This window comes from Salinivibrio sp. PR5 (genome assembly GCF_001996085.1).
Taxonomy (GTDB): Bacteria; Pseudomonadota; Gammaproteobacteria; order Enterobacterales; family Vibrionaceae; genus Salinivibrio; species Salinivibrio proteolyticus.
This window is the reverse complement of the sequence record NZ_MUFK01000031.1, coordinates 26,426-40,194: the sequence shown is the minus strand read 5'-3', so window position 1 is coordinate 40,194 and position 13,769 is coordinate 26,426. Positions and strand designations below refer to the sequence as shown.

The 13,769-nt window shown below is 51.0% G+C and carries 13 protein-coding genes; 8 read left to right on the top strand and 5 right to left on the bottom strand.

From position 1 onward, the window contains the following. Positions 1 to 274: 274 nt before the first annotated feature. From ruvB to aspS, 5 genes are all read right to left on the bottom strand, one after another. Positions 275 to 1,288, bottom strand: coding sequence for a Holliday junction branch migration DNA helicase RuvB (ruvB, locus tag BZG82_RS11565; protein ID WP_069591064.1), 1,014 nt, complete (start codon positions 1,286 to 1,288; stop codon positions 275 to 277). Positions 1,289 to 1,291: 3 nt separating this feature from the next. Continuing rightward, complete coding sequence (gene ruvA, locus BZG82_RS11560; RefSeq protein WP_069591062.1) at positions 1,292 to 1,921, bottom strand: Holliday junction branch migration protein RuvA; 630 nt, start codon at positions 1,919 to 1,921, stop codon at positions 1,292 to 1,294. 425 nt (positions 1,922 to 2,346) lie between these two features. Next, positions 2,347 to 2,868, bottom strand: a complete 522-nt coding sequence (gene ruvC / locus BZG82_RS11555; protein ID WP_069591060.1) for a crossover junction endodeoxyribonuclease RuvC — start codon at positions 2,866 to 2,868, stop codon at positions 2,347 to 2,349. Further along, complete coding sequence (locus BZG82_RS11550; protein ID WP_077662186.1) at positions 2,869 to 3,615, bottom strand: YebC/PmpR family DNA-binding transcriptional regulator; 747 nt, start codon at positions 3,613 to 3,615, stop codon at positions 2,869 to 2,871. Between the two features lie 198 nt (positions 3,616 to 3,813). After that, positions 3,814 to 5,589 carry an aspartate--tRNA ligase gene (gene aspS, locus BZG82_RS11545; RefSeq protein WP_077765896.1) on the bottom strand — a complete coding sequence of 592 codons (1,776 nt, stop codon included), beginning with the start codon at positions 5,587 to 5,589 and terminating at the stop codon, positions 3,814 to 3,816. A 271-nt stretch (positions 5,590 to 5,860) separates the two neighbouring features. Here aspS and BZG82_RS11540 point away from each other — a divergent pair, with 271 nt between their 5' ends. From BZG82_RS11540 to BZG82_RS11505, 8 genes are all read left to right on the top strand, one after another. After that, on the top strand, positions 5,861 to 6,739 hold the full coding sequence (locus tag BZG82_RS11540; protein WP_077765897.1) for a DUF72 domain-containing protein: 879 nt from the start codon (positions 5,861 to 5,863) through the stop codon (positions 6,737 to 6,739). Positions 6,740 to 6,841: 102 nt separating this feature from the next. Continuing rightward, on the top strand, positions 6,842 to 7,570 hold the full coding sequence (cmoA, locus tag BZG82_RS11535; RefSeq protein WP_077480356.1) for a carboxy-S-adenosyl-L-methionine synthase CmoA: 729 nt from the start codon (positions 6,842 to 6,844) through the stop codon (positions 7,568 to 7,570). 22 nt (positions 7,571 to 7,592) lie between these two features. Next, positions 7,593 to 8,564 (top strand): tRNA 5-methoxyuridine(34)/uridine 5-oxyacetic acid(34) synthase CmoB, encoded by a 972-nt coding sequence (cmoB, locus tag BZG82_RS11530; protein ID WP_077765895.1) that lies wholly within the window; start codon positions 7,593 to 7,595, stop codon positions 8,562 to 8,564. 295 nt (positions 8,565 to 8,859) lie between these two features. After that, positions 8,860 to 9,651: an ATP-dependent zinc protease family protein gene (locus tag BZG82_RS11525; protein ID WP_232112024.1), complete on the top strand. Its 792-nt coding sequence runs from the start codon at positions 8,860 to 8,862 to the stop codon at positions 9,649 to 9,651. A 9-nt stretch (positions 9,652 to 9,660) separates the two neighbouring features. Then, positions 9,661 to 11,226 (top strand): inactive transglutaminase family protein, encoded by a 1,566-nt coding sequence (locus tag BZG82_RS11520; RefSeq protein ID WP_077678291.1) that lies wholly within the window; start codon positions 9,661 to 9,663, stop codon positions 11,224 to 11,226. Then, positions 11,207 to 12,214 (top strand): alpha-L-glutamate ligase-like protein, encoded by a 1,008-nt coding sequence (locus BZG82_RS11515; RefSeq protein ID WP_077765894.1) that lies wholly within the window; start codon positions 11,207 to 11,209, stop codon positions 12,212 to 12,214. The genes BZG82_RS11520 and BZG82_RS11515 overlap by 20 nt, the downstream gene beginning before the upstream one ends. Before the next feature lie 98 nt (positions 12,215 to 12,312). After that, the gene (locus BZG82_RS11510) at positions 12,313 to 12,825 is read left to right on the top strand and encodes a VC2046/SO_2500 family protein (RefSeq protein WP_077678292.1); all 513 of its coding nucleotides are present in this window, start codon (positions 12,313 to 12,315) and stop codon (positions 12,823 to 12,825) included. A gap of 264 nt (positions 12,826 to 13,089) precedes the next feature. Then, positions 13,090 to 13,743 carry an SDR family NAD(P)-dependent oxidoreductase gene (locus tag BZG82_RS11505; RefSeq protein WP_158076007.1) on the top strand — a complete coding sequence of 218 codons (654 nt, stop codon included), beginning with the start codon at positions 13,090 to 13,092 and terminating at the stop codon, positions 13,741 to 13,743. Positions 13,744 to 13,769 lie beyond the last annotated feature (26 nt).

The window sequence follows — 13,769 nt, the reverse complement described above, 5'->3', positions numbered from 1 at the left end:
GTGTTGTCGTTAACTTTGTCGTTATCGGTTTGTCGAGCAAGCTGCAAAACCAGCATGCCAATGACGATAATTTATAAAAATGTGATTAACCACAAAGAAAAGCGATGATGATGGCGCAGCCTTTGAAGCTAGCTCTCACTCACGCGATGCGACTGACACGGGCAGTTGTCGCCACAATACGGGGTCACGTGCTACATAACCTTAATCTAGATCAAAAAACCCCATTGGTTGGCGGCCAATGGGGCGATTTATCAATTATTTTGCTTGACCTGTTTTAGGGCTGCGGTAGATCAAAGCCAAAGTGCAGGTAAGCTCGTTGGGTGGCGATGCGACCTCGCGGCGTGCGCTGCAAATAGCCTTGTTGGATCAAATACGGCTCAATCACATCTTCAATGGTGTCTTTTTCTTCGCCAATCGCGGCCGCTAAGTTATCTAACCCAACCGGTCCACCATCAAACTTTTCAATGATGGCATTGAGTAGCTTACGGTCCATGTAATCGAACCCTTGGCTATCCACATCCAGCATATCCAGTGCTCGTTGCGCAATATCCGCGCAAATGTGGCCGCTGCCTTTCACTTCGGCATAGTCTCGTACACGGCGCAACAGTCGGTTCGCAATACGTGGTGTCCCGCGAGAGCGGCGTGCTACTTCTACTGCGCCTTCGTCTTCCATCGACAGCGCGAGGCAATGAGCACTGCGTTTTACGATTCCCGTTAAGTCATGCACATTGTAATATTCAAGCCGTTGAGTGATCCCGAAACGATCGCGCAGTGGCGAAGTCAACGAACCTGCCCGTGTTGTCGCACCAACCAAGGTAAAGGGTGGTAAATCAATCTTGATGGAGCGTGCCGCTGGCCCCTCACCAATCATAATATCTAATTGGTAGTCTTCCATCGCCGGATAAAGCACCTCTTCAACCACAGGGCTTAGGCGATGAATTTCATCAATGAATAAGACATCATGCGGTTCAAGGTTGGTCAAAAGCGCCGCCAGATCGCCGGCTTTTTCTAACACAGGGCCTGAGGTGGTACGAATATTAACGTCCATTTCATTGGCGACAATGTTTGCCAAGGTGGTTTTCCCCAGCCCCGGCGGACCGAAAATCAACAGGTGATCCAACGCCTCTTGTCGCTTACGTGCGGCATGGATAAAGATTTCCATTTGATCACGGACATGATCTTGCCCTTGGTAATCGTCCAATAATTTGGGACGAATCGCGCGGTCAATCACGTCTTCTTCCCGATCATGATTGGCTTGCGCGGAGATTAAACGATCAGCTTCTATCATGGATTACACCATTGAACGCAGTGCGTGTCGGATAACGTCTTCACTGCTCATTTCGTCGGTTGCGATTTGTTTCACCACTTTCTCGGCCTGCGCGGCTTTATAGCCCAACGCCACCAGCGCGCTCACTGCTTCGTCAGCAGCAGATGAGACAGTGGTCGGCGCCTGACGCGTCGGTGCACCGCTTCCATCGGCGGCGTCGGTATAAGGCGTAAAGAGATCAAATGCCTCCCAGTTTTTCAACCGATCGCGCATTTCAATCACCAGCCGCTCTGCCGTCTTCTTACCCACGCCGGGAATTTTGACCAAGGTAGACACATCGTTGTGCTCAACACTATCGACAAACTGGTGAGCCGTCATGCCGGACAAAATCGCCAAGCCCAGCTTGGGTCCGACGCCATTGGCCTTAATCACTTCTCGAAACAAGGCACGCTCACGTTTACCACTAAAGCCAAACAAAAGCTGCGCATCCTCGCGCACTACGAAATGCGTATAAATGGTGGCCACCTCACCGACTTCTGGCAATTGATACAAACAGTTCATCGGCATACTCACTTCATAGCCAACGCCATTGACATCAATCAAAATCTCAGGGGGCTGCTTTTCTAGCAGGGTTCCGTGTAATCGGCCTATCACAATGTGCTCTCAGTTTTTTACTTTGTCGACAAGGATAAATAATAACTGGATCTATATCCAGTCTGATTGACGACAGGCGGAATACGGAATACGGAATACGGAATACGGAATACGGAATACGGAATACGGAATACGGAATACGGAAAAGCATATCGTGCCTGTCCCTGCAGAAAAAGGGCCTAGGTCCTAGGATCCTAGGCACTACTTCCTGCTCTTCCGTATTCTGTAAGCGAAGCGCTCTGTGTTCAAGATCCCGAATACCGATGACGGAATACAGAGTACAGAAAAAGCAATAGCCTCAGTGCGAGCATGATCTGCTTTATCCAGTTTCTAGCCTCTAGTCTCTAGTCTCTAGAAGCGAAGCGTCTCGTCTCTTTCCGTACTCCGTAAGCGAAGCGCTCTGTATTCACAATCCCTAAGCGCTTTTATCGATACCGCCCGCGACGCGCGGAGCTGGCTTTGCCCGCCATCGCTATCATGGTGTGATAGGTATGCGCATGACAAATCGCCACGGCAAGCGCATCGGCAGCATCGGCTTGTGGAGTAGCATTGAGCTTCAACATATGAGTGACCATATGCTGCACCTGCTTTTTATCCGCACTGCCTTTCCCCACGACGGCTTGTTTGATCAAACGGGCCGCATATTCTGACACTGGTAAGTTTGCATTCACGGCCGCGACAATGGCACTGCCGCGAGCTTGACCCAGCTTCAGCGCGGAGTCGGCATTACGCGCCATAAACACTTGTTCAATCGCAAAGTTATCCGGCTGAAATTGGGTTATCACTTCACTCACCCCCGCATAAATTTGCTTGAGCCGGCCGGGTAAATCCTCACTGTCGGTACGAATACAGCCGCTGCCAAGGTACTCCAAATGCCGGCCTTGTTGGCGGATCACGCCGTAGCCGGTGATCCGCGAACCTGGGTCAATGCCCAGTATGATTGCCATTTAGCTTAAGCTCGCTGCCACTTCGTCGGAGATATCACCGTTATGGTAGACTTCTTGCACATCGTCAAGGTCTTCTAGCATATCGATAAGACGCAGTAGCTTAGGGGCGGTGTCCGCATCGAGCTCCGCTTTGGTCGACGGTACTTGTGTGACTTCAGCACGCTCTGCCTCAAACCCCGCTTTGTCCAAGGCATCTTTCACATTGCCGAAATCATTTGGCGTGGTATAGACATCCATCGAGCCATCGTCGTAAGTCACCACATCATCGGCTCCCCCTTCCAACGCGGCTTCCATCACCGCATCTTCGTCAAGCCCTGCTGCATAGGTGATCACGCCTTTTTTCTCGAATAAGAAGCTAACTGAACCATCTGTACCCAGATTACCACCTGATTTTGAGAATGCGTGACGCACACCAGACACGGTACGGTTACGGTTGTCAGTCATGCATTCTACCATCACCGCCGTCCCTGCCGGACCGTAGCCTTCGTAGATCACCGTTTCCATGTTGTCGTCGCTATCACCGCCCGCACCACGCGAAATCGCACGATTGATGGTGTCACGGGTCATATTGTTAGACAGCGCTTTATCCACCGCGGCACGCAGGCGAGGATTGGTTTCTGCTTCGGGGCCACCTTCTTTGGTTGCCACCACAATTTCTCGGATTAGTTTGGTGAAAATCTTACCGCGCTTCGCGTCTTGAGCGGCTTTACGGTGTTTAATGTTCGACCACTTACTGTGACCTGCCATATCGACTCTCCGTTTTTTGCGCTCCCCTCACGTGAAAGGAGTAATAAGAAAAAACGCGCCTTGGCTTTGCAGTCGGAGGCGCGTTGATGAAAATCCCCGCATACTAAGGCCATACCGCGAGATAGGTATCGCACTAGTCATGGGAGTTGACGGGCAAACGCTGTTGCCCGTGATCGGACTTATCGTCTCTGGATGACGTTACTCGCTTTGTTCCGCCGCCGCAGTAATGCTAAGCGCCAGTTCTTCAAGCGCTGCTTCGTTAGCAATGCTTGGCGCATCTGTCATCAAACAGGCCGCTGCCGTGGTTTTCGGGAAAGCAATCACGTCACGAATGTTTTCAGTGCCAGACAGCAGCATCACCAAGCGGTCCATACCAAACGCCAGACCTGCGTGTGGTGGGGTACCAAATTTGAGTGCATCCAGCAAGAAGCCAAACTTCTCGCGCTGCTCTTGTTCGCCAATACCAAGGGTTTCGAATACTGCCGCTTGCATCTCTGGGTTGTGGATACGTACTGAGCCGCCACCCACTTCATAGCCATTGATAACCATGTCGTAAGCATTCGAGTTCGCCGCTGCCGGATTCGCTTTCAGCGCTTCTGGGGTCACGTCAGTTGGCGCGGTGAATGGGTGGTGCATTGCATGAAGGTTACCTTCGTCGTCTTCCTCAAACATTGGGAAGTCAACCACCCACAGCGGTGCCCATGCTTGGGTATCTGTCAGTTCGAGATCCAGACCAAGCTTCACGCGCAATGCGCCCAACGCTTCGGTTACTACCGACTTTTTATCTGAGCCAAACAGGATGATATCACCGGTTTGAGCTTCAGTACGTGAAAGGATCCCTTCAACCACGTCCGCATTAAGGAATTTCGCTACCGGTGACTGAACACCGTCCAAGCCTGCGTCACGGTCATTGACTTTCAGCCATGCAAGCCCTTTGGCGCCATAGATACCGACAAACTTGGCGTATTCGTCAATCTGCTTGCGAGACAGGCTGGCACCGCCTGGTACACGAATGACGGCAACGCGGCCTTTTTCATCGTTTGCTGGGCCTGAGAAGACTTTAAATTCAACGTCTTTGACCAGATCCGCTACATCCACGATTTCAAGCGGGTTACGCAGATCCGGTTTGTCAGAGCCAAAGCGACGCATCGCTTCTTCATATTTCATGACTGGGAAGGCACCCAAGTCGACGTCAAGCAGCGACTGCCACATTTCGCGAATCATTTTCTCGGTCACTTCGCGCACTTGCTCGGCGCTCATGAACGAGGTTTCGATATCGATCTGTGTAAATTCTGGCTGACGGTCAGCACGCAAGTCTTCATCACGGAAGCACTTCACGATTTGGTAGTAACGGTCAAAACCTGACATCATCAACAACTGCTTAAACAGCTGAGGCGATTGTGGCAAGGCATAGAAGCTGCCTTTGTGCACACGGCTAGGAACCAAGTAGTCACGCGCGCCTTCTGGCGTTGCTTTGGTCAACACCGGCGTTTCGATATCCAAAAAGTCATTGCTATCCAAGAAACGACGGACGAAGCTGGTCGCTTTCGCACGCAATTTGATGCGGTCGCTCATTTCTGGACGACGCAGGTCAAGATAGCGGTACTTCAAACGCTGTTCTTCAGAGATGAATTGGTTGAAGTCGATCGGTAACGGGGCACTGCGGTTAATGATGTCTAACCCAGTTGCCACCACTTCAACTTCACCGGTCGCCATATCACGGTTGATTTGGCTGTCTGGACGCGCACGCACTTCACCGCGAATTTGGATACAGAATTCGTTACGTAGCTTGTTCGCTTGCTCGTAAACATCACCCATATCAGGATCGATCACGACCTGCACGAGCCCTTCACGGTCTCGCATATCGATAAAAATCAATCCGCCCAAATCACGACGACGGTTAACCCAACCACAAAGACTTACTTCTTGCCCGACATGGGCTTTATTCAGGTGACCACAATATTGGGTGCGCATAGAGTATTCCTGATCTGATTCTGATTATTCCGCTTGCCCCCTTGGGCACAAGCCTGCCAAATACTGAGGGGAATTCGGGTAACAGCGTCTGTCGTACCTGACGGTACGCCCCCATTGGTGCCGTTACTGTCAAAGACCTGCCATTATAAAGGAAAAGCCCCTCCCTTGGTAAAGCGATCGCGCTTTTTTATTCTGTTTGGGCGATGAATGGTTTTTTGGCGCACTTCCGATTAGGCTATCACCATCTCGATTGACCGATAAAAGCCAAGCCATGTCCCTGACGTTAAATCACGTTTCTGTACCGCCCCTGCGCCTTGGGCTGACACAATGGTCCCATCCCAGCTGGCAACATCACTTTTATCCTCCGGGCACTAAGACGGCCGATCGTTTAGCGCGCTATGCGGAGGTGTTTAATACGGTTGAAGGCAATACGACCTTTTATGCCTCACCCTCGAGCACGTCAGTCGCCAATTGGGCGGCGGCTGCGCCGGATGCGTTTCGGTTTACCTTTRAATTTCCGCAAACCATTACCCATCAGTGCCAGTTGCGCCATGCACAGACATTGACGCAAGATTTCATCACCCTGATGGCGCCGCTCCATGAAAAGGTGGGGCAATGGACCATCCAACTCCCTGCCCGTTTTGGTCCCGAGGGCTTGCCGGCATTGGCTGCTTTTTTAAAGCAATTACCCACGGATTTTTCGGTTGGCGTGGAAGTCCGTCACCCAGCATTTTTTGCCAAAGGCGACGCCGAGCGTCAATTGAATCGCCTGTTACTGGAACATAAGGCGAATCGGGTGATCATGGACAGCCGCCCCGTGTTCGCCGCCAAACCGGACTCGCCGGCGATTATTGACGCACAACAGAAAAAGCCCCGCGTGCCGGTTCATGCTATCGCCACCCATGAAGCGCCCATGGTGCGCTTTATCGGTCACCCCACTCTCGATGAAAATGCCGCGTTCTTTACGCCGTGGATCGCCAAATTGCAGCACTGGATTGATGAAGGGAAAACACCTTATTTAATGATCCACACTTCAGATAATGATCAGGCTCCTGCGCTTGCCGCGGCGCTTTACCAACGCCTTGAATTATCACCCCCTCTCGCCAGTGTGCAACGGGCGGCACAGTCACAGCAGTTCTCGCTGCTGTAATCGCCTGGGACAATGGCAAGGCAGAATAAAGACAGACGGGGAAAAATTCACTACAATACGCCGCTTTTACTGCTGGGCATTGGCTGATTTGTAGGGGCTCTCATGGCTAATCAGGATAAAATTTTCGCGGCGCCCATTGAAAAACTGGGTGATTTTACCTTCGACGCGAACGTCGCCGAAGTCTTTCCGGACATGATTCAACGATCCGTACCGGGCTATAGCAATATCATTTCGGCGATTGGGATGTTGGCGCAGCGTTTTGCCAAGCCAAATACCAATATCTACGATTTGGGCTGTTCATTGGGCGCGGCCACCTTATCGATGCGTCGCCATATCGAACACGCAAGCTGCCAGATTATCGCGGTAGATAACTCATCGGCGATGGTCGAACGCTGTCGTCTCCATGTAAATGCATACCGTGGTGCCGCTGACGTAGAGGTCAAAGAAGCGGATATTCGAGATATCGAGATCCAAAATGCGTCTATGGTTGTGCTTAACTTTACCCTGCAATTTTTAAGTCCTGACGACCGCCAAGCCTTGTTAAACAAAATTTATCAAGGACTTAATCCCGGTGGCATTCTGATTTTATCGGAAAAGTACTGCTTTGATGATGACACCGCCAACGAGCTTTTGATTGACCTACACCACGACTTTAAACGTGCCAATGGATACAGCGAGCTGGAAATTAGCCAAAAGCGTAGCGCCCTTGAGAACGTCATGCGTCCAGACAGTATTGGCACCCACAAAGCCCGATTGAGTGATATCGGTTTTAGTAGTGTTGCCATGTGGTTCCAGTGTTTTAACTTCGGCTCTATGCTAGCCATCAAGTAAGCCAACCGGTACGAGTAGTTTCATGTTTGATTTTTCTGACTTCTATCAGCTTATTGCCAAAAATCGCCTAAGCCACTGGCTGGAGGTTCTCCCGGCCCAATTAGCGGAGTGGCAAACCCAGCCGCATGGCGATATGCCGAAGTGGATCAAGGTGCTTAATAAGATCCCAACTACCGCGCCCGAGACGGTTGAACTGAAAGATGCGGTGCGTATTGGCGATGACCAAAGTCTGCCGTCCGGTGAACGCAAAAAGCTCGAAAACTTATTACGTAGCTTCCATCCGTGGCGCAAAGGCCCGTATCAGGTGCATGGCATTGATATTGATACCGAATGGCGCTCCGACTGGAAATGGGATCGTGTGCTTCCTCATATTTCGCCACTGAAAGGCCGTTACATCTTGGATGTTGGCTGTGGTAATGGCTATCACATGTGGCGTATGTTGGGGGAAGGCGCTGCGCTGACCGTCGGTATTGATCCATCAGAGCTTTTCTTGATGCAGTTCGACGCTATCCGCCGCTTGATGGGCAACGACCAGCGCGCTCACCTTTTGCCTTTAGGGATCGAAAAACTACCAGCGCTGCGTGCATTCGACACTGTGTTTAGTATGGGTGTGTTATATCACCGCCGCTCCCCGCTCGATCATCTGATCCAACTCAAAGATCAATTGCGTAAAGATGGCGAGCTGGTACTGGAAACGCTGGTGATTGACGGCGATGAAAACGCGGTATTGGTCCCCTCCGACCGTTATGCACAAATGCGTAACGTGTATTTCTTCCCCTCTGCGCGCGCATTGAAAGTCTGGCTCGAAAAGGTCGGCTTCGTAGACGTTCGGATTGTCGATGAGTGTGTGACTACCACTGACGAGCAACGTAGCACCGAGTGGATGACCCATAATTCGCTGCCCGATTACCTTGACCCTGCCAATCCGCATCTTACGGTGGAAGGCTATCCCGCCCCTAAACGTGCCATTTTGGTCGCACGTAACCCTGATTAATGATTGTGCGCCTCTTGGTTTGACAAGAGGCGCACCTTGGCTTGACGTTCAGCAAGCAGAACATTATTTAACCGCCTCGACTTTATTTCCCGTTCACGCCATATTTTCTATCCAGATCAAAAAGATAACGGGCAAAAAGTGACAGAAAACGTCGATAAAACCATCACTCAGTCAATCCTGACTAACTTTTGACAGAATACCCCTACCCATCTTCGCCGCATCGATTAGAATTTGCGCTCACCGTTCGGCGCCTGACTGAGGCGTGATTGAGCCATTTTTGCACCGGTTGGAGATTATGATGTTATTTCGCTGCTCACTGATTAGTGCGCTCTTGTTAACGATGTCAGGTTGTACCCTCACCTCACAGCACCAACACCAAGAAACATTGGACAAAATTGACCATGTTGCCGCACAAACCAATCAGCAACAGCAAACTCTATCCACGTCATTATCGAATCATGATGATGCGCTTTCTCGTCTGTCTGACAAAATCAGTGCGATCGAAAGCCAACTGAAAGTGATGCAGCGTACCCAAGCGAAAGTGTACGCCAACATGGCGGATGCCAAACCGGAAGTAAAGGTGAAAGAGAAAGTGGTTCGTGTCCCGGTCAACGACGATAAAGTCTTATTGGGTGCCCGTGAATGGGTATGGTTTGACGCGGTAGAAAGCACATTCCAAGCTCGAGTTGACACCGGCGCCGAAACATCTTCATTGAATGCTGTGGATATTCAAGAATTTGAGCGCGATGGTGATACTTGGGTGAAGTTTAACGTCAATCACAGCGAAAATAACGACGAACCCGTGTTTATGGAAATGCCGGTGAAGCGCTGGGTGCGTATTCGCCAATCTTCCACCGATAAAACCGATCGCCGTCCAGTTGTGGAAGCTTGGATCCGTGTCGGCAGTATCCACGAAAAAACCCAATTTACGCTCGCTGATCGCACCAACATGGAATATCCCGTCCTACTGGGCCGAGAGTTCTTCAAAGATCTCGCGGTGGTCGATGTCAGCCAAGAACATATTCACCCCAAGTACGAGCCTGAAACGCAACCGGACGCTAGCAGTAACGACGCTAACCAAAAATAGGTCACCTTTATGGTTTCACGTGTTCCATTTTACTTTTTAATCGGTTTTCTGGTCTTGGCAGGTATCGCGTTAAGCGCATACCGTCATATGGTTTACGGCGTGCCATGGCTCGCTGATGAAACTCGCCAAGTGTGGCAGATTGAAGCGCGCATCAATTTTGATGCCACCGGTGGGCCGGTGAAGGTGAATCTTGCCGCGCCCGATAGCCAACCCGGCCTGACTCTGATTGACGAAAGCACCTCGTCATCAGGCTATGGGTTTTCTCTGCTTGATACCGACTATGGTCGCCAAGCGCAATGGTCAACGCGCACCGCCACCGGCGAACAAACCCTTTATTTCAAAAACCAAATGCTGGTGGATGACAGTGCCCGCTATACCATGACGCCACCGGAGCACGACACCGTTGCTGCCCCGGTAATGGACAATGCGGCTAAAAACGCTGCGCTCGCCTTACTCGATCGTGCTCGCTCTCGTTCGGCGGATAACATCACCCTGACCAGAGAGCTAATCAAACAATTTAACAGCACCGACAGCCAAAACGCGGCATTGTTGCTTAACGCCTTTGATAAGCCAGATGCGGTTCAAAAGACATTGGCGCTAGAAGGGATCCATGCCCGCGTTGTGGGTGGTTTGAAGTTAGAAGACGGTCGCCGTCGCCAAAGCATCTCACCAATGATCCAAGTGTGGCAAGACACACAGTGGCATTTATTCGATCTCACCACCGGACAAAATGGCCATCGAGACGACGTTCTCCTATGGAACCAACGGGGCGGTCCTTTGCTTGAAGTGACAGGCGGTGAGCACAGTCATGTCAACTTCTCAATCATTTCTCAGGATATCAGCCCGCAGCAGGCGACCACCGCCAAAGTGAACGCCGACGATCTGCTCAACTTTTCGATCCATAGCTTGCCGATTGAAGAGCAAGCGATGTTCAAAACCATCATGCTTATCCCAATTGGCGCGCTGATTGTGGTGTTCTTACGGGTCATTGTTGGCTTAAAAACCTCTGGCACCTTTATGCCAGTATTGATTGCAGTCGCGTTTGTGCAAACCCAATTAATCACCGGCATTGTTGGCTTTGTGCTGATTGTTGGTACGGGCTTGGTGATCCGAAGTTATCTCTCCCGGCTCAATCTATTGCTGGTGGCGCGAATCTCCGCGGTGATTATTACCGTGATTTTGATTATCGCCGTGTTCAGTGTGATTGCGTTCCACATCGGCTTAATCGAAGGACTGACCATTACCTTCTTCCCAATGATCATCTTGTCATGGACCATAGAACGGATGTCCATTCTATGGGAAGAAGAAGGCGCCAAAGAGGTGGTTGTTCAAGGAGGTGGCTCGCTTCTCACCGCAGTGCTGGTCTATCTCGCGATGACCAATGAGTTGGTTCGCCATCTGACCTTTAACTTCATCGGTGTGCAGTTAGTGATTCTGGCCCTGATCTTAATGCTGGGTAACTACACGGGCTATCGCCTCTCTGAGCTGAAGCGCTTCCGCCCACTTGCTGCTAATGAAAAAAGTCACGGCCTTGCGCCCACCTCGGGAGGTGATGATGCGAACACTCCTCGCTAAACTGGCGTCTCCCTTTCGCCTCAATGACGCGGGCGTGATGGGCATGAACCAACGCAATATTCGTTATATTGGCCGCTACAACGATAGACGCTTGTATCCACTGGTGGATGATAAGCTCAAAACCAAACTGATTGCACAACAAGCCGGCGCGACGGTGCCGGACTTGATTGGTGTGATTGATAGCCAAGCGGATGTTAAGCGCATTCACGCTATGGTCGCAAACTGGCCGGGCTTTGTGATTAAGCCGGCCCAGGGCTCTGGCGGTAAAGGGATCATGGTGATCACTCAAAATCACCAAGGGAACTATTTTAAAGCCTCCGGCAAAGAAGTCAGTCATGACGACGTTGAACGCCATATTACCAACACCTTGGCGGGCTTGTTTTCCCTCGGCGGTAAAGCCGATGTGGCGGTGGTTGAGAACTTAATCGCGTTCGATGACAGCTTTAACGGCTTTAGTTATGAAGGCGTGCCTGATATTCGTGTGATTGTGTTTCAAGGCTATCCGGTGATGGCGATGATGCGTCTCTCAACCTCAGCGTCAGACGGTAAGGCTAACCTGCACCAAGGCGCGGTTGGGGTTGGGCTGGATCTTGCAACTGGTTATGCATTAAAAGCGGTGCAATTTAACAGCCCCATCACTCACCACCCTGATACGCACCAAGACTTGTATACGCTTAGGGTTCCACATTGGCAGCAATTGCTCACCCTTGCCGCCAGTGCGTGGGAGATGACTGGGCTCGGTTACATGGGCACCGATATGGTGCTTGATAAAGACAAAGGCCCAATGGTGTTGGAGCTCAATGCTCGTCCCGGGCTTGCGATTCAAATCGCCAATGGCTGTGGCTTGTTGCCCAGACTGCGATTGATCGAGTCTTTACCGCCTTGTCGCTATCCACCGTTACCCGAAGCGCGCGTTGAGTTTTCCATGCGTCACTTTGCTGGCCAGCAAACTCAGCCACTGAAGCCGCGGTTAGCGAAAGTCAGTTAAAACGCTCAGTAGGCAAAAAAAACCTAAAGTTCTCTGCGCCTTGCCGATAACCAAAGTAACCGACTCATTGGTTTGACATGTAAGGTAAGGCGCCGACAGTGACAGTGCACACCATCGACAAAGCACGCATCATTAGTGATGTGCAGTTTGGAGACAATCTGAATCATGCAGTGACGCAAGGACGTCGCTCTGATTTTGCGTTGATGCTCGCCCTGATGTCCGGTGATGCCAATGAGTCAACACCACTCTCACCGCTTGACGAAAAGACCACTAATGATGAGGTTCTACGTCGTCAATTTCAGCTTGCCCCACCTCAGCCGTTGGCGGCCAGTAATGAAGAAGATTACGTTCGTGCTGGTGCGCAAGCCGATGCCTTCCACCGTGGCGGGATTGCCAGTGCACATCTGCGCTTTCAGCTCGCACCTGCTGCCATGCACTACCCGCCCCAAGGCACCCACGGATTTGACGAGGCGGTCTATCACAATTTATCCGGTCATCAGCGTCGCAAGTTGGCAGATAGCGAGTCTGCACGACTCTCACTCAACCCGACGACCTTGTACGAAAATCTCACCACCGCGCACTGCCAAGACAAAATGCGTGTGAGCGCATAACCACCAAGATCGCAAGTCGATCCCAACGATAAATAGCGATCCTTTTCCAAAATGTGATCCTCTATATATTCCGAGCAATCGATCCCCAATTTACCCACTTGTTTTGAACATTTTTTGCGCACCCCGCGTATTTCTGTACCAGTATTAACTTCCCACGCTTGAACAAGCTGGGGGTAAGTTGTCACTTTCTCGTGAATGAAATTCGTAACATATTGTAGAGACAGTGATTTTTCGTAAGGAATTGATGTGATTGAGGAAATGACCATGAAGATAGATAACGCGGTGGTCGTCATCACAGCAGGCGGCTCGCCATCCGGGCGTGCCATGGCTGAACATTTTTGTTCATTAGGCGCCGATGTCGTACTGCTTGATACCGAGTGGCCGACACTCCGCCTAAGCGCCGATCAGTGCCGAGATTATCCCGGCCGGATCCAACCGATCTGTTTAGCCGATTATCAGCCTCAATCCATCAATGATGCCTTTGCTCAAATCGTCACACTGTTTGGTGGTATTGATGTGCTCATCAATCACTGGCAAGGCGATATACTGCCTAGTCTTTTGGATAATGGAAACTTGGGTGATATGCCACAAACGGTCGCCGATTCCACCTCACATTATTACGTCGTCGTGCAACGCGCCGCCGTTTGTATGCAACAGCGTGGGCGCCCCGGTGTGATTATTAATGTCGCTGGCCATCATTTAACCCCAGATACGGTCGCCAGTGCCATGATTGGTGGTCTCACTCAGCGGTGGGCTAAAGAATTATCTGGGCTCAAAATTCGCGTTGGCGGTATTGTTCCTCGCGGACGTACGATGAATCGCGCAAGCGGAGGAATGGATGACGAGCTGATTCGTAATGCGGAATATATCGTCTCCAACGATTCTTTTAACGGCCGATTGTTAGAGGCAAGTGGATGAGAGGGATCTAGGATCTAGGTCCTAGA